The 14,388-nt window shown below is 63.0% G+C and carries 17 protein-coding genes; 4 read left to right on the top strand and 13 right to left on the bottom strand.

Going from position 1 to position 14,388, the window contains the following annotated elements:
- Window positions 1-31: 31 nt before the first annotated feature.
- The 7 genes from ACRCSW_RS16085 to ACRCSW_RS16115 all read right to left on the bottom strand — a co-directional run bounded on the left by ACRCSW_RS16085 (window position 32) and on the right by ACRCSW_RS16115 (window position 4,981).
- A complete protein-coding gene (locus tag ACRCSW_RS16085; protein WP_438706659.1) occupies window positions 32-1,921 on the bottom strand; it encodes a protein kinase domain-containing protein in 1,890 nt (629 codons plus the stop codon).
- 146 nt (window positions 1,922-2,067) lie between these two features.
- On the bottom strand, window positions 2,068-2,481 hold the full coding sequence (locus ACRCSW_RS16090; protein WP_438706660.1) for a BLUF domain-containing protein: 414 nt from the start codon (window positions 2,479-2,481) through the stop codon (window positions 2,068-2,070).
- A 90-nt stretch (window positions 2,482-2,571) separates the two neighbouring features.
- On the bottom strand, window positions 2,572-2,961 hold the full coding sequence (locus tag ACRCSW_RS16095) for a hypothetical protein (protein WP_438706661.1): 390 nt from the start codon (window positions 2,959-2,961) through the stop codon (window positions 2,572-2,574).
- A gap of 15 nt (window positions 2,962-2,976) precedes the next feature.
- Window positions 2,977-3,678, bottom strand: a complete 702-nt coding sequence (locus ACRCSW_RS16100) for a hypothetical protein (protein WP_438706662.1) — start codon at window positions 3,676-3,678, stop codon at window positions 2,977-2,979.
- Window positions 3,678-3,890, bottom strand: coding sequence for a hypothetical protein (locus ACRCSW_RS16105; RefSeq protein WP_438706663.1), 213 nt, complete (start codon window positions 3,888-3,890; stop codon window positions 3,678-3,680). Before ACRCSW_RS16105 ends, ACRCSW_RS16100 begins: the two co-directional genes overlap by 1 nt.
- Before the next feature lie 256 nt (window positions 3,891-4,146).
- On the bottom strand, window positions 4,147-4,545 hold the full coding sequence (locus tag ACRCSW_RS16110; RefSeq protein ID WP_438706664.1) for a PAS domain-containing protein: 399 nt from the start codon (window positions 4,543-4,545) through the stop codon (window positions 4,147-4,149).
- Window positions 4,529-4,981 (bottom strand): helix-turn-helix domain-containing protein, encoded by a 453-nt coding sequence (locus tag ACRCSW_RS16115; protein WP_438706665.1) that lies wholly within the window; start codon window positions 4,979-4,981, stop codon window positions 4,529-4,531. Before ACRCSW_RS16115 ends, ACRCSW_RS16110 begins: the two co-directional genes overlap by 17 nt.
- Before the next feature lie 222 nt (window positions 4,982-5,203).
- Here ACRCSW_RS16115 and ACRCSW_RS16120 point away from each other — a divergent pair, with 222 nt between their 5' ends.
- Window positions 5,204-5,455, top strand: a complete 252-nt coding sequence (locus ACRCSW_RS16120; protein WP_438706666.1) for a DUF1858 domain-containing protein — start codon at window positions 5,204-5,206, stop codon at window positions 5,453-5,455.
- On the opposite strand, the gene ACRCSW_RS16125 is transcribed toward ACRCSW_RS16120, so the two are convergent.
- Window positions 5,403-6,098, bottom strand: a complete 696-nt coding sequence (locus ACRCSW_RS16125; protein WP_438706667.1) for a Crp/Fnr family transcriptional regulator — start codon at window positions 6,096-6,098, stop codon at window positions 5,403-5,405. The genes ACRCSW_RS16120 and ACRCSW_RS16125 overlap by 53 nt on opposite strands.
- 130 nt (window positions 6,099-6,228) lie before the next feature.
- Here ACRCSW_RS16125 and ACRCSW_RS16130 point away from each other — a divergent pair, with 130 nt between their 5' ends.
- The 3 genes from ACRCSW_RS16130 to ACRCSW_RS16140 all read left to right on the top strand — a co-directional run bounded on the left by ACRCSW_RS16130 (window position 6,229) and on the right by ACRCSW_RS16140 (window position 8,664).
- On the top strand, window positions 6,229-6,660 hold the full coding sequence (locus ACRCSW_RS16130; RefSeq protein ID WP_438706668.1) for a pseudoazurin: 432 nt from the start codon (window positions 6,229-6,231) through the stop codon (window positions 6,658-6,660).
- Window positions 6,661-6,688: 28 nt separating this feature from the next.
- On the top strand, window positions 6,689-7,906 hold the full coding sequence (gene nirK, locus ACRCSW_RS16135; protein ID WP_438706669.1) for a copper-containing nitrite reductase: 1,218 nt from the start codon (window positions 6,689-6,691) through the stop codon (window positions 7,904-7,906).
- 128 nt (window positions 7,907-8,034) lie between these two features.
- Window positions 8,035-8,664 (top strand): formylglycine-generating enzyme family protein, encoded by a 630-nt coding sequence (locus tag ACRCSW_RS16140; protein ID WP_438706670.1) that lies wholly within the window; start codon window positions 8,035-8,037, stop codon window positions 8,662-8,664.
- A gap of 112 nt (window positions 8,665-8,776) precedes the next feature.
- Here the strand turns inward: ACRCSW_RS16140 and ACRCSW_RS16145 are convergent, their stop codons facing one another.
- The 5 genes from ACRCSW_RS16145 to ACRCSW_RS16165 form a co-directional block, all read right to left on the bottom strand.
- Window positions 8,777-9,766 carry an oligopeptide/dipeptide ABC transporter ATP-binding protein gene (locus ACRCSW_RS16145; protein WP_438706671.1) on the bottom strand — a complete coding sequence of 330 codons (990 nt, stop codon included), beginning with the start codon at window positions 9,764-9,766 and terminating at the stop codon, window positions 8,777-8,779.
- Complete coding sequence (locus ACRCSW_RS16150) at window positions 9,763-10,728, bottom strand: oligopeptide/dipeptide ABC transporter ATP-binding protein (RefSeq protein WP_438706672.1); 966 nt, start codon at window positions 10,726-10,728, stop codon at window positions 9,763-9,765. The genes ACRCSW_RS16145 and ACRCSW_RS16150 overlap by 4 nt, the downstream gene beginning before the upstream one ends.
- A 3-nt stretch (window positions 10,729-10,731) precedes the next feature.
- Window positions 10,732-11,661, bottom strand: coding sequence for an ABC transporter permease subunit (locus ACRCSW_RS16155; protein WP_438706673.1), 930 nt, complete (start codon window positions 11,659-11,661; stop codon window positions 10,732-10,734).
- Window positions 11,662-11,668: 7 nt separating this feature from the next.
- Entirely contained in the window at window positions 11,669-12,592 is a 924-nt protein-coding gene (oppB, locus tag ACRCSW_RS16160; protein ID WP_438706674.1) for an oligopeptide ABC transporter permease OppB, read from the bottom strand.
- Between the two features lie 66 nt (window positions 12,593-12,658).
- Window positions 12,659-14,284, bottom strand: a complete 1,626-nt coding sequence (locus tag ACRCSW_RS16165) for a peptide ABC transporter substrate-binding protein (protein ID WP_438706675.1) — start codon at window positions 14,282-14,284, stop codon at window positions 12,659-12,661.
- Window positions 14,285-14,388: the final 104 nt, after the last annotated feature.

The raw sequence follows: 14,388 nt of genomic DNA on the forward strand, positions 1-14,388 counted from the left end.
GATGGAGGGCATGCGCCACAAACCTTGCTGCCTATCCGGCGGTCGCACCGACCGCCATCTCACCGACCCAGATCAATCCGTCGCGGCGGACCACGATGCTGATAGAAGTCTTGCCTGCCAGAGCCTCGCGCACGAGCAGATCCCGAAGCTGATCGATGTCCGTGATCGGTTCGCGCGTCGGCATCGTTGCGACAACGACGTCGCCACTGCGAAGATCGCTGCCCTGATCGGCCGGCACCTCGGCGACTTCTGTCACCCAGGCCCCGTTGGCGAAGTGCGAGCGGAACGACAGGCCGTTCGGAAACGCCGCCTGTCGAATGACGGGCATCGCCACTTTCTCATTAACGACCTTGCCGGTCGCTTCGTCCTTCAACGTCAGCGTGACCGTGACGATCTCGCCAGAAATGGTCGACTTGGCCGACTGCATCTTCGCAACCGCTTCGGAAAGGCTTGCCACAGGCTGGCCTTCCACTTCGGTGATCTTCATTCCGGGCACGAGGCCCGCCGCGGCGCCGTCTCTGGTGCTGGAAATGACCAGGCCATCGGGTGCGGTGGTGGTGAAGGGCAGATCGACCGTCCAGCTGACGGTCAGGACGCCCACGCCGGGAAGCTCTTCGCGGGTCTGGACTGCCGGGGCAGGGGTCGCGGCACGAGGCGCGGCATCAGGAGTTGCTGCCAGCGCGGCAGACGCTGCGGGTTCGTCAGACATCTTGGCCAGGGCCGAATTGAACGCCTCGGCCGCTTCGGCCTTGGTCGTCTCGGCTGCGGGCGGTGAGGTCCGCGAGGTGGCCCCGGCGACGGCATCGGCCCCGCCATTTCCCTGGCCGGGGCTTGTCAGGACCATGCCACCACCGGCCAGGACCAGCGCGGTTGCGGCACCGGCGAGGAGTTTGACCATCTTCGATTTCTGCGGGGCATCTGTCTTCGCTGCTGTAGCTGCGGGACTGAACGTTGCGGCCGACTTGATCGGGCGCGACTTCGGCGCGACTGCAACGCTAGTGCTGCGCTTGCCCTTCAGGCAATCGAGCCATTCGTGCGCCGACTGGAAGCGCGACCGCGGAAGAATGCCGATTGCGCGGTCCAGCGCCTCGCAGAACGCGGTGTCGTATTGGTCGGTCTGCTTGGCCAGCGGGACGTACGGATCGGGCTGGCCGTCGACATGGGCCGCGACACGCAGCTGGCTGTTGGGCGGCACATGGCCGGTGATCAGGTGATAGAAGGTGGCGGCCAGCGAGTAGAGATCGCTTGCCGGTCCCTGCTCGCTTCCGGCGACGTAGAATTCCTGCGGGGAGTATCCGTCCTTGACGATGCGCAGCGCCGACAGCGCGCGGGTCTTCCGTGTCGCCTGTTCCCGTGCGGCGCCGAAGTCGATCAGCACGGGCTCCATGGTTTCGGTGACGATGATGTTGTCGGGCGAGATGTCGCGGTGCAGAAGACCGGCCGAATGCACGGCGCCAATCGCGTCCAGAAGCTTTTCCAGTATCGCGCGGATCGTGGCGGGCTTGAGCCGGGGATCGCGCCGTTCGATCAGTTCGAAAAGGTCGCTGCCCTCGACAAAGTCCAGCGCCATGTAGGCTGTGTTGTTGCCTTCAAAGACCTGGTGCACGCCGACGATGTTGGGGTGCTGCAGTCTCGCCAGCGAACGCGCCTCTTGCAGGAAGAGCTGAACGATCGTGCGAAGTTCACCCTGGAAGGCGCGCGATCTTGCGTGGACCAGAAGCTCGCTCCGGCGGCAGAACGCCCCGGGGAAGCACTCCTTGATCACGACGGTGCGGTCCAGGCTGTCGCCCGCAAGGTAGGTGATGCCGAACCCGCCGGCATTCAGATATTCGCGGATCTTGTACTGCCCATGCAGGAGCTGCGTGCCGGGCTTGAGCTCGTCCACTTCTTCCGGATTTGGGAGTGTTTCTGCAGTTGTCATCGAACTGGGTCCAAATGAGGAGAGAGCTTCTCGTGTTTCTTGAGAGTTGGCGTGGAACATGAAGCGTCAGGCAGAGGCACTTGGTTGGCAGGCAGGGGCAGGCGCTTGCCGCATTCGTCGCGACAGCGCCTGCTTTGCCCCGTTGGTCAGGTCAGCTCGGCTGAGACGTCCTGGAGAAAGTCGAGCAGGCTGTCGACGCTGACTGCTTCAGGGTTCACGTTGCTGCTGGGGAAGTAGCGCAGGAAGATCTTCCGCGTTGCTTCGCCCATGCCTTCGTGCAGGCCCATCGACCAGCTCGGGAAGATCCGTTCGCGCACGTCCTGGCACGAGATCAGGATGATGTTGATGTGCCGCGGGTCGGCAGCGATCCGGTGATAGATCGCGCTGACCTCGGCGCGACCGCCCTCAAGAACCTGCAGGAAGTAGTTTCCGTTGTAGTGCAGGATTCCGGTGACGTTGGCAGGGGCGTTGTTGCGCTTGCAGGTAACCAGAAGCTCATCAAGCTTCAGGCTCATCGATGGGTTGCGCTGGCTGTAGTACACAAGGCGGGTAAGGTTCATAGCGAGGCTCCGGTCTTGGGAGGAAGGTTGAGAAGACGGTCGGTTAGGACGTGTGCTGTGTTTGTCTGAAGTGGTTCATCGGGCTGCACCTCAAAGGCGCGCGACCCCGTTCGTGGCGACTTCGCGCAGGACCGATACCGGCCGCGGTCCGCCGCCCTGTTCGGCGGCGATGCGCTTGCGCTGAAGGCCGCGCTTCCGCTGCCGCTCATGCTCGATCTCGCGGCGCGCGATCACCAGATCGGACCGGGCGCGGTGGCCCCGGCGGTTCGCGGTCAGAAGTTCCTCGGCATAAGCTGCCTCCAAGGTTGCGCGCATCCCGTTTACGGCTGCCCGCTGCGAGCGCTGGAGCGCGAAGATCAGGACCGCGAAGAGGGCGAGCATCGCGGCGTCGGGGACCGGCACCTCGAAGTTCGCCACGGTGGCCATGTAGTCCTTCAGCGCGAATTTCTCGGCCAGTTCGGTTAGCTTGCTGAAATCCATTGGACTGCTCCTCTCTCAGCGGATCACGAATTCGATTGCCTGGTCGTCGGACGACGCAGGTTCCTGCGTCGGCGGCTCGGCAAAGCTGTCGATCATGGCGAGATCGAGCACCTTGCTTTCGCGGTCCCAGCGGATCTTGAGGTCCGCAAGGCCGCTGCCAGCCAGCTCGATGCTGCCCGCGACGCGGAAATCTGCCTCTTCGCAGTCGAGCGTTGCCTGGACCAGCTTGCCGAGGCCATCTTGCTGCGTCGCCCAGCGTCCGTCGGTCGCGGCTGCCGATTGAAGGCTAGCGAGCAGCCCTTCGATGGTGTCGAGGCAGCTGGCCGACGCGGCGACAGCCGTTGAAGGCTCTGCGGCCGAGGCGACCATGGGCAGGGCCTCGCTTGGCGCGGCGGAAGCTTCGGTGGTCGGCATGGCTTCGATGGGGGAAGCAGCGGTTGCAAGGCTGACGGGGGCTTCCGGCGACATCGCGGCTGCCGGTGCGGCTGCGTCAGTTTTCGCTACGGCGAGCGCCAGCTCGGGCATGCCGGCGTCATGTCCGTTCTGGACGACGCCGTAGCCCACCAGGCCCGCTATCGCCGCAAATCCCAGGGCTGCATAGAACCGCGGGCTTGCGCTTGACCGGGTTTCGGTCTTCGCCGCCAGACGCTCGGCTCGCGCAAGCGGCATGCCGGCGCGGCGGCGTCCGACCGTGTCCATCTTCGCGACGCTGGTCATCAGGTGCGCCTCCGGAACCGGTAGAGAACGGACCCGTTTGCCCCTGCGAGCTTCTTCATCTCGATGTTCAGACCGGCAGAAACGTCGTTCAACGTCGCTTCGTTGTCTGACAACGAAACTGGCGAGTTGTCGTCAGAAATGATCAGGTCGAGACCCAGCTCGTTGACCATCTGATGGAGGACGCCGTGAAGCCTGTGAGAGTAGAGAATCATGGTCAGTTCAGCCCCGATTGCGATGTCTGTTCTCGCTCTGGGTACAGGTAGACCTTGACTGGATTGAGGAGAATGTGGGGTTTTTTCTTATGAAATTAGGTCCTTTTGGGGCGCACTCTACTTAAGATTGTATTTTGGCTCCAAATTTTGAGAATTTGCAATTCTGGGGAGATCAGTTGCCCGAGGCGCACGCAATTTATGAGAGCGTCGATCCGCGCTTCCTCACAAAATGGTAGCTTCGGTCGCGGTGCAGCGCTTAAACCGGGCGCTGGATGGTGATGAAGTGCGTGATTATGCCCGAGCCGTCGCGAACGGGGCGAAACTCGCATTCGTGCAGGAAGCGCGATCCGTCCTTGCGGTAGTTCGTGATCAGGACGGTACCGGCGCTGCCGGTGCTTATCAGATGGCGGAACTTCTCGACCGCCTCGGGCTCGGTCTCGGGGCCCTGCAGGAACGAAAGGTTGCGACCGATCGCTTCTTGTGCCGGATAGCCTGTGTGCCGCTCGAATGCCTCGGAGACGAAAAGCACCTGGTTGCCCTCCGCGGCAAAGCAGATGACGACGGACTCGCCTGCAAGGCCATCGCGTTCCTCTGCGTCGAGGCGTTGCGCGACGAACTCGGCAAAGGGTGCATTGCTTTCAGCTCGTTCGGTCATGCGAGTTCTGGATGGCTTCGACCAGCTGAACGAAGCGGGTCTTCTGTTCGGTGTCGCGAAGCTTGACGAAGGCGCCGACCAGACGGGCGAGAAGATCTGCCTCGGTCGGGATGTCCGGCAGCTTCCGCGGCGGTTCGGCGGGCGGGGTCTCGGCCACCAGTGTCGTCGGCGGCAGCAAGGACGCAAGGGCCACGTCGTAGTGTTCCGACAGCGCGATCAGCGTCGTCAGGCTGCACTTGCTTTGGGCGTCCTCGTACTTCTGATACTGCTGAGGGCTGACAGAGATGATCCGGGCAACCTCGACCTGCGTCAGGCCGGATTGCTTCCGAAGTTCGCGCAAACGGTCGCCGACATAGGCATAAGCGGCGCCGGCAGGTGCAGTATATCCCGCCGCCGGGCGTAGCTTGTCAGCCTGTTCAGTGTCGACGTCTCCCATCGGAATTTCATCGCACAGAGCGGCTGTCTCGACAAGTCTGGCGATGGGGGTGGCCTTTTCGTAGGCCACGAAGCCCGGTCAGGGGCATCGGCAGCCTGCCGCCGCCGCCCGCGGACGAGGAGTCAGTAACGAGGGCAGGCTGTCACGGACGAAGAGTTTGTGCCGCAACAAAGTCCAGGACCCTATCTTGGGCGACACTGCCGGAACGAAAGGCAGAAGCCCATGCGCGTACCGTCCCTCGATGATCCCGATCTGCCGATTGCCGACATCATGCGCCGGTGGCCGGAAACGATGTCGGTGTTCATCGCGCGCGGCATGCTTTGCGTCGGCTGCATGATCGGCCCGTTTCACACCGTCGATGACGCCTGCGCCGAATACGGCATCGACCCCGACGTCTTGCTGGCCGAATTGCGCACGGCCATCATGTCTGCGGCTGCGCCAGCAGTACAAGCTGGTGCGGCTGGACTACGGTGATCTTCTTGCGCTCGCTTTGGACGATCCCTGACTTCTCCCAAGCGCTTAGGACGCGGCTGACGGTGTGCAGGGTTGTGCCGCTCATTTCCGACAGATCCTGCCGCGTGATCGGAAAGTCGATCTCGATGCCGATCGCGGTCTTCCGGCCCGACTGGTTCACCAGCCGCAAAAGGGCGTTGGAAATCCGTTGCTCGACCTGCTGCGTTGCCATCTCCATGATCCGGGCGTTCTTGTCGTGCATCCGCAGGCCGATGGTGCGGAAGGTCTGGCGGGCGAACCCGTCGAACCGCGCCATGAAGTCGTCCCAAAGCCGCGTGGGCCACGCCAGAATGATGCTTTCCGACACCGCCACGGCAGTCGCCGGATAGGCATCAAGGCCCAGGGCCCGGGCGATGCCGAACAATTCTCCGGGTGGGATCTCGTGCAGGATGACCTGCTCGCCGTTCGCGGTCACGCGCTGCGCCCGGACGTGGCCGTCCAGCAAAAGGTAGAAATGGGTGGCGCTGGCGCCTTCGGCAAAGACGGTCGCCCCGGCCTCATGGCGATGCGCCGCGGCCTCATCCAGGATGGCGCGCACCTGAACGCGCTCCAGACCCGAAAACGGCGGCAGCGACATCACAAGGCTTTCGTCCAGCCGTTTCAACACTTTGCAGCCTTTCCAAGTGGGCCTGTCGGTGCAGCCCAACTTACGCAGAGTTTGATCCCGCGCAAAGTCGGATCGGATCGTGATGGCTAAATGGTTGCCAGCGAAGGCGACAGAAAAGGACAACAAAATGTTTCGTCAACTGACGACAGCGGCGGTCATCAGCCTGGCATTGGCAGGCATGACGCGGGCGGAAACCGTGGACGTGAAGATGCTGAACAAGGGCGAGGCCGGAACGATGGTTTTCGAGCCTGCACTTGTGAAGCTTCTCCCCGGTGACAGCGTCCGCTTCGTGGCCACCGACAAAGGCCACAATGCCGAGACGATCGAAGGCATGCTGCCCGAAGGTGCGACCGCTTTCGAGGGAAAGCTCAACGAGGAGATTACCGTCACTTTCGAGCAGCCCGGCCTTTACGGGGTGCGCTGCAAGCCGCATTTCGCGATGGGTATGGTCATGGTGATCGCGGTTGGCGATGCGACCACGGTTCCCGAAGGTTTCCTGGAAGGCCGGATCCCCAAGAAGGCGAAGGAGCGGCTTGAGGCTGCGCTTGCAGGTCTTTGAAAGTCAAACCGAAATCGGAGGAATGATCATGACGAAACTCATCACCCGGGGCCTTGGCATTGCCAGCAGGCGCAGCGTTCTGCAGGGCTCATTGCTTGCGGCGGGGGCTGCGGCCCTTGGTGCCGGAATGGGCCAGGCCCGCACACCCCGTGGCCCGATGCCGATGCCCGCGCGGGTTCCCGAAGGGCTGATCCGCGTACAGGAGGAGGCGATTGCGAAGGCGCCGCCTGCGGACCTGACCGGCTATACCCGCGTCAAGCAAGAGCTTGTGGCACCGCCCTTTGCCCCTGTCCACGAACAGGTCGCGACCGGAGGCCCGAAGATCATCGAGGTCTACATGGAGACGCAGGAACGCCTCATGAAGGTCGACGAGGATACCGGGGCCGAGATCTGGGCGCTGACCTACAACGGCTCGGTCCCCGGTCCGCTGATCATCGCGCATGAGGGCGACTATGTCGAACTGACGCTGCGCAACCCGGCCGACAGCGTATTCGAGCACAACATCGACTTTCATGCCTCGACGGGCGCGCTTGGCGGCGGCGCACTGACGCATGTCTTCCCCGGCGAAGAAGCCGTGCTGCGCTGGAAGGCGACTAAATCGGGTGTTTTCACCTATCACTGCGCCCCTGGGGGAGAGATGATCCCCTATCACGTCTGCCACGGCATGAACGGCACGATGATGGTACTGCCGCGCGACGGGCTGAAGGACGGCAAGGGCAACCCGCTGCGCTACGATGAGATCGCGTATATCGGCGAGCAGGACTACTACCTGCCGAAGAACGAGGACGGCACCTACAAGACCTATTCCACCGCGGGCGAAGACTATTCCGACAGTCTGGAGGCGATGCGCGGGCTGATCCCAACGCATTCGGTGTTCAACGGTGCCGTTGGCGCGCTGACCGGCGACAAGGCGCTGCGCAGCAAGGTGGGCAACACGGTGCTGATGATCCACAACCAGGCCAACCGCGACACGCGGCCCCATCTGATTGGCGGGCATGGCAATTATGTCTGGGAGGCAGGGTCGTTCAACGACGCGCCCGCGACCAATTTTGAGACCTGGCTGATCCGTGGCGGCTCGTCAGGGGCGGCGATGTACACCTTCGAGCAGCCGGGCGTCTACGCCTACGTCAATCACAACCTGATCGAGGCCGTGATGCTTGGGGCCACCGCCCATTTCGTGGTCGAGGGCGACTGGAACAATGCGCTGATGGAGCAGGTCGTGGCCCCGAGAACCTTCGAGACCTGAGAACCAAAGAGATGGAACGGCCCCCGGCATCAAGAGGACGATACGGTCTGGCCATGCGTGCCTTGGCTCTTGCTGCCGTAGGTGCAACTGTTGGGTCCGCCCTGCTTTGGCTGGGCGGGCCTAATCCTATGCCAATTGATCTGGTGCCAGTCAGGCTTGGTGCCGATCAGGCGCTTTATGTCAGCCGGACTGAAATCACCGTGAAGGAATGGTCTGTATGCCACGCCGAGGGTGGCTGTACGCTCGAATTGCGCGCGCCCGATGACGAGCAGGACTATCCCGCAACCGGGATCAGCTATGTCGACGCGCAGGAGTTTATTGCCTGGATGAACTCCAAGCCCGGCGCGCGGTATCGCCTGCCTACCAAGGCGGAGTGGTATGCCTTGGCAGACGAGGTCTTGCCGGAAACCCCTGACCCGATCTTTACCGCGCCAGAGCTTCGCTGGGCGTCGGCCTATCTCGTCGAAGCGCCGGGCGTAGACCGGGCGCTTCACCCCACGGGCGACTTTTCAACGACCTCGGCTGGTTTGCGCGATCTGGACGGGAACGTCTGGGAATGGACGCAGGACTGCTATGACGGCGACAGCGCACGCACCTCGCCTGCGAACTGCCCGGCCTTCATCATGGGAGGACTGCATGAGGCGGTGATGCACTATCTTGTTCGCGACCCAGCAAACGGAGGCTGCGCCTCGGGCCTGCCGCCGGCGCATCTGGGCTTTCGCCTCGTGACCGAAACCGCGCCCGAGTGGGCCGCTTGAATCGGCCCGACTCGGCCAACACTTCCCCGACACTCGCACGTTCTGCGCAGCTTGCAGCCAACGGTTCTCTGCACCAAGGGCTATAGCGGAGACAAGGGACTTCGGGATCGCCTCACCCGTTTGCGGTCCCGTAGGGGCAGGCAACCTCATGCAGGCCCGAGACTGCGGTCATGACCGGCACCTGCATCGCGCAGTCAGCCCGGGCGATCGGGCAGCGTGTCCGGAAAACGCAGCCTGATGGCGGGCGGAGAGGTGAGGGCAGGTCGCCCTCAAGCACCCTGCGGGGGCGGGCGCGTTCCTTTGCCGGGTCGGGGACCGGGACCGATGCGATCAGCGCCTGCGTGTAGGGATGCCGCGGTTGGCGGATCAGGTCGCGCGCAGGTGCCAGCTCCATCTCGCGCCCGAGATACATCACCATGACCCGGTCCGAGATGTGTTTCACCACGCTCAGGTCATGCGCGATGAAGATCATCGCAAGGCCCATGTCGCGCTGCAGATCGGCCAGAAGGTTCACCACCTGCGCCTGGATCGACACGTCGAGCGCGGAGACGGGTTCGTCGCAGACGACAAGCTTCGGCTTCAGGATCAGGGCGCGGGCGATGCCGATACGCTGGCACTGGCCGCCGGAAAACTCATGCGGGTAGCGGTTCAGCTGGTTGGGCAGAAGGCCCACGCGTTCCATGATGTCGCGCACGCGGGCGCGGACCTCGGCCCGTGGCGTGTCGGGCTGGTGGGTGATCAGCGGTTCGGCAATGATCTCACCCACCGGCATCCGGGGGTTCAGGGCGGCTAGGGGATCCTGGAAGATCATCTGCACGTCGCGGCGCTGCGCGCGGCGGGCATCGCCGGTCAGGCCGAGCAGGTTTTTCCCCTGCCAGAGCACCTTGCCCCCGGATGCGGGCACGGTACCGACAATGGCGCGGGCAAGGGTGGACTTGCCCGATCCGCTTTCGCCGACGATGCCCAGCGTCTCGCCGGGGTTCAGGTCGAACGACACATCGGTGACAGCGCGCAGCACGTTTGGCGGCGTCCAGGGCCAGCCGCCGCGTTTCGGGATGGAGAAGGTGACTTCCAGGTTCTGGACCTGCAGAAGCGGTGTCATCGGACCACCTCTGGACTGGCGTGACAGGCGCGCATCCGGGCATTGGTGGCGGCGAGGGGCGGCATCGTGCTGGCGCAGACCGGCATCTGCCAGCGGCAGCGCGGCTGAAAGGGGCAGCCGTCCGGCAGACCGGTCATGTTCGGCGGCTCGCCCGCGATCGTGCGCAGGCGGTCATCGTCGCGGTCAAGGCGCGGCACGGCCTGCAGGAGGCCGAGCGTGTAGGGGTGGCTTGGGCTGGCGAAGAGGTCTTCGGTCGTTCCCGCCTCCATCAGGCGGCCGCCGTACATTACCATGGTGCGGTCGCAGGTGCCTGCCACGATGCCGAGGTCATGGGTGATGAGGATGATCGCGGTGCCGAAATCGCGGCGCACCTCTTGGAGGAGGGCGATGATCTGGGCCTGCACCGTGACATCGAGCGCAGTCGTCGGTTCATCAGCGATCAGCAAGCGGGGTTTGCACAGAAGCGCCATGGCGATCATCACCCGCTGACGCATGCCGCCCGAAAACTCATGCGGATACATGTCGATGCGCGTCGCGGCATCGGGAATGCGGACCGCATCCAGTATGCGCAGGCATTCCTTCCGGGCCGCGGCTTTGGTCATTCCCTTGTGCAGGGTCAGCACCTCGGTCATCTGGTCGACGATGCGCATGTAGGGGTTCAGCGATGTCATCGGGTCCTGGAAGATCATGGCGATCTCTTCCGCCCTGATCTTGTTCAGCGCCGACTGCGACAGGCCAAGCATTTCCTTGCCGTCAAAGCGGACCGATCCGGAGGCACGCCCGTTGCGGGCGAGAAGGCCCATGATGGCGAAGGCGGTCTGGCTTTTGCCCGACCCGCTTTCCCCGACGATGGCGAGGGTTTCGGAGGCATCGATGTCAAAGCCGATGCCGTTGACCGCGTTCACGTCTCCATCGGCGGTGGTGAAGGTGACGCTCAGATTTTCAACCGACAACAAGGGCATTCGTCAGCGGTCCTTCGGATCAAGCGCATCACGCAGCCCGTCACCCACGAAGAACAGGCTGAACAGGATGATGACGAAGAAGAAAAGCGGGAAGCCGATCTGCCACAGCGTGCCGTATTGCATCTGCGAAGAGCCTGCCGAGATCAGCGCGCCGAGCGAGGTGTTGGGCTCTTGTACGCCAAGGCCGAGGAAGCTGATGAAGCTCTCGTAGATGATCATGCTCGGCACCAGGAGCGTGGCATAGACGACGACGACACCAAGCAGGTTCGGGATGATGTGGCGCAGGATGATCCGCATCGGGCGCACGCCGGTGGCGATGGCGGCCTCGACGAATTCCTTGTTCTTCAGGCTGAGTGTCTGGCCCCGTACGATACGCGACATCTCAAGCCATGAGAGCAGGCCGATGCCGACGAAAAGCATGAACAGCGACCGTCCGAAGACGACCAGCATAAGGATCAGCACGAACATATAGGGGATCGACAGCAGGACATCGACGAGGCGCATCATCACGCTGTCGACGCGACCGCCAAAATAGCCAGAGATCGAGCCGTAGAGGGTGCCGACCACTACAGCAATCAGTGCCCCAATGATGCCGACCATCAGCGAAACCTGGGTTCCCCGCACGGTGCGGGCAAAAAGGTCGCGCCCAAGGTCGTCGGTGCCGAAATAGTGGCCGTTGGCGATGGAGGGGCGGCCGCTCTCGGCCACGTTGCCAAGCACGGACCAGTCGATCTCCTCGATCGACCAGGCCGCGATGAAGGGGCCAAGCGCGGCAAAGACGCCGACGAAGATCAGGACGATCATCGACCAGAATGCAGCGCGATTGCGCAGGAACCGCGTGCGGGCATCGCGCCAGAGGGACCGTCCGCGCACATCCGCAGCCGCGGTGATCAGCTTTTCGGGAACGCGGGTGGGGTCAAGAATGGAGGCCATTTTCCCCTCACAACCGGATTTTCGGGTCGATCCAGGCGTAAAGCACATCGACCACCAGGCTGAAGGTGATGGTCAGCACGCCGGTCAGGATCGTGATGCCCATGATGACCGAATAGTCGCGGTTCAAGGCAGAATCGACGAAGTACTGCCCGATGCCACCGGTGGTGAAATAGAGGTCCACGACGACCGATCCCGTCACCATCGCGACGAACACTGGCCCCAGGTAGGACAGAAGCGGCAGAAGTGCGGGTTTCAGCGCGTGGCGCAGGATGATCCGGCGCGTCGGCAGGCCTTTCGCCCGGGCAGTGCGGATGAAGTTGGCGTTCAGCACCTCAAGCATCGACGACCGGGTGATCCGCGCAATGGAGGCCATGTAGCTGGTGGCGAGTGCTATGACCGGCATGACGATGTAGGGCAACTGCCCGCCCTGCCAGCCGCCGCCGGGCAGCCAGCCCAGCCAGAGGGTGAAGACCAGGACGAGGATCGGCGCCAGCACGAAGTTCGGCAGCACCTGCGCGCCGATGGAGACGCCGACGGCGAGGTAATCAAGCCACGTGTTCTGCCGGACGGCGGCCGTGATGCCAAGGCTGACACCGACAAGGACGGCGAGCACGAAAGCAATGCCGCCGTAGGTCAGCGTCACGGGGAAACCGGCTTCGATCAGGTCGTTGACCGTCAGGTCCTTGTATTTGAACGAGGGGCCGAAGTCGAAATGCGCGATGACCCCCCAGGTGTAGTTCACGATCTGCATCGGCAGCGACTGGTCGAGGCCGTACTTCGCCTCGATGTTTGCCAGGACTTCGGGGGGTAGCCTGCGCTCAGCGGTGAAGGGGCCACCCGGCGCGGAATACATCAGCAGGAAGGATGCGATGATGAGGACCAGAATGGTCGGAATTGCGACGGCAAGCCGCCTGGCGATGAAGTTGAGCATGGCTGGTTCCGTGCAAAGGGCGCGTGCGGGCCTGCGGTCAGCGCAGGCCGCACGCGCGGGGCATGGTCATTCGGCGACGCGATACATGTCCTTGCCGTACCAGTTGTTCTGCACGTTGTCGTAGGGATAACCCTTGATGTCCGCGCGCAGCATGAAGTTCGACGTATACTGATAAAGCGGCAGGATCGGCATTTCGGCCGCCAGGATCTGTTCCGCCTTCGTGTAGTTCGGAGTGGGATCGGCCAGCGTCTTCGCCTCGGCCATCAGCGCGTCATACTCGGCGCTGGTGAACTTGCCGTCGTTGGCCTCATTGCCGGTGGTCATGATGTTCAGGAAGGTCGAGGCTTCGTTGTAGTCGCCGCACCACGCATAGCGCGCCAGGTCGAACTGCTGCTGCGCGCGGATTTCGAGGTAGGTCTTCCATTCGTAGTTCGCGAGTGTGACGTTGACGCCCAGCTTCTGCTTCCACATCTGCGAAGCGACCGTGGCCAGCGCCTTGTGCGCATCGGACGTGTTGTAGATCAGCGTCAGGTCAAGCGGCTTGTCAGGCCCGAACCCGGCGGCGGTCATCAGCTCCAAGGCCTTGGCATCGCGGTCGGCCTGGGACCATCCGGCATAGTCGATGGCGGGCATTTCAAAGCCGTTCGTGTACTGGTGGGTCAGGTTGTAGGCGGGATACTGGCCGCCTTTCAGGACCGAGCTTACGATCACATCGCGGTCAAGCGCATAGGCCAGTGCCTGTCGCACACGCACGTCCTTAAGCGCCGGGTTGCCCGTGTCGCTGAGGTTGACGGTGTAATAGTAGGTGCAGAGGTTCGGCACCGAGGTCGCCTCATCCGGGTTCGACGCCTCCAGATCGGGATACTGGCCGATCGGGATGTCGGTCTTGTCCAGCTCGCCCGCCTGATAGCGCGTCAGGGCAAGGTTTTCGTCGTTGATGACCAGGGTGGTGATGGTCTCAAGGATCGTGTTGGCGTTGTCCCAGTACATCGGGTTGCGCACCATCACGAGGCGTTCGTTGGGCACAAGCTCCTTGAGCGTGTAGGCGCCGTTCGACACGATGTTGCCCGCCTTCGTCCAGTCGGCACCGAACTTTTCGATGGTGGCTTTGTGGGCGGGGAAGAGGGTGGCAAAGGTCGTCATTTCGGCGAAGAACGGGGTCGGTTCGTCAAGCTGGACTTCCAGTGTGTAGTCATCGACCGCCTTCACGCCCAGCTGGTCGGCCGGCATCTCGCCCGCGACGATGGCCTTGGCGTTCTTGATGGTGGCGAGTTCGAGATACCAGGCATAGTTCGACGCCAATGCGGGATCGGCCGCCCGTTGCCAGGCGTAGACGAAATCGCCCGCGACGATCGGGTCTCCGTTGGACCACTTGGCATCCTTGCGCAGGATGAAGGTGTAGGTCTTGTTGTCTTCGCTGACGGTGAAGCTCTCGGCGACGCCGGGGACCAGACCGCCCTTTTCGTCCTGGTTCATCAGGCCTTCGAAGAGATTGCGGGCGACGTCGTGGCCTGCGTTGTCCTCGACGAGCTGCGGGTCGAGCGTGATGATGTTGTCCAGATCGCGGTAGGTGTAGGTCTGGTTGTCCGAGAGCTTCTCCCCGGTCGTGGGATGCACGGCCTCGGCAAGGCCAAGCCCGGCGGTGAGTGCATAGAGTGCGACGGTCGCGGCCAGAACGGTTCTGATAGTCATCTAAACCCCCTTTGCTGTTGGTTGCTGTTGCGGCGCTCTGTTTGGCGGTGCCGCTTGGTTCGGAATACCGGATATGACACCCAGTTCGCGCGCAGATTGAAAGA

The organism is Tabrizicola sp. (assembly GCF_051645465.1).
GTDB lineage: Bacteria > Pseudomonadota > Alphaproteobacteria > Rhodobacterales > Rhodobacteraceae > Tabrizicola.

What these genes read in the sequence shown, in the direction of transcription:
- ACRCSW_RS16085 (WP_438706659.1), bottom strand. Translation starts at nt 1,921, where the DNA reads ATGACAACTGCAGAAACACTCCCAAATCCGGAAGAAGTGGACGAGCTC.
- ACRCSW_RS16090 (WP_438706660.1), bottom strand. Translation starts at nt 2,481, where the DNA reads ATGAACCTTACCCGCCTTGTGTACTACAGCCAGCGCAACCCATCGATG.
- ACRCSW_RS16095 (WP_438706661.1), bottom strand. Translation starts at nt 2,961, where the DNA reads ATGGATTTCAGCAAGCTAACCGAACTGGCCGAGAAATTCGCGCTGAAG.
- ACRCSW_RS16100 (WP_438706662.1), bottom strand. Translation starts at nt 3,678, where the DNA reads ATGACCAGCGTCGCGAAGATGGACACGGTCGGACGCCGCCGCGCCGGC.
- ACRCSW_RS16105 (WP_438706663.1), bottom strand. Translation starts at nt 3,890, where the DNA reads ATGATTCTCTACTCTCACAGGCTTCACGGCGTCCTCCATCAGATGGTC.
- ACRCSW_RS16110 (WP_438706664.1), bottom strand. Translation starts at nt 4,545, where the DNA reads ATGACCGAACGAGCTGAAAGCAATGCACCCTTTGCCGAGTTCGTCGCG.
- ACRCSW_RS16115 (WP_438706665.1), bottom strand. Translation starts at nt 4,981, where the DNA reads ATGGGAGACGTCGACACTGAACAGGCTGACAAGCTACGCCCGGCGGCG.
- ACRCSW_RS16120 (WP_438706666.1), top strand. Translation starts at nt 5,204, where the DNA reads ATGCGCGTACCGTCCCTCGATGATCCCGATCTGCCGATTGCCGACATC.
- ACRCSW_RS16130 (WP_438706668.1), top strand. Translation starts at nt 6,229, where the DNA reads ATGTTTCGTCAACTGACGACAGCGGCGGTCATCAGCCTGGCATTGGCA.
- nirK (WP_438706669.1), top strand. Translation starts at nt 6,689, where the DNA reads ATGACGAAACTCATCACCCGGGGCCTTGGCATTGCCAGCAGGCGCAGC.
- ACRCSW_RS16140 (WP_438706670.1), top strand. Translation starts at nt 8,035, where the DNA reads ATGCCAATTGATCTGGTGCCAGTCAGGCTTGGTGCCGATCAGGCGCTT.
- ACRCSW_RS16145 (WP_438706671.1), bottom strand. Translation starts at nt 9,766, where the DNA reads ATGACACCGCTTCTGCAGGTCCAGAACCTGGAAGTCACCTTCTCCATC.
- ACRCSW_RS16150 (WP_438706672.1), bottom strand. Translation starts at nt 10,728, where the DNA reads ATGCCCTTGTTGTCGGTTGAAAATCTGAGCGTCACCTTCACCACCGCC.
- ACRCSW_RS16155 (WP_438706673.1), bottom strand. Translation starts at nt 11,661, where the DNA reads ATGGCCTCCATTCTTGACCCCACCCGCGTTCCCGAAAAGCTGATCACC.
- oppB (WP_438706674.1), bottom strand. Translation starts at nt 12,592, where the DNA reads ATGCTCAACTTCATCGCCAGGCGGCTTGCCGTCGCAATTCCGACCATT.
- ACRCSW_RS16165 (WP_438706675.1), bottom strand. Translation starts at nt 14,284, where the DNA reads ATGACTATCAGAACCGTTCTGGCCGCGACCGTCGCACTCTATGCACTC.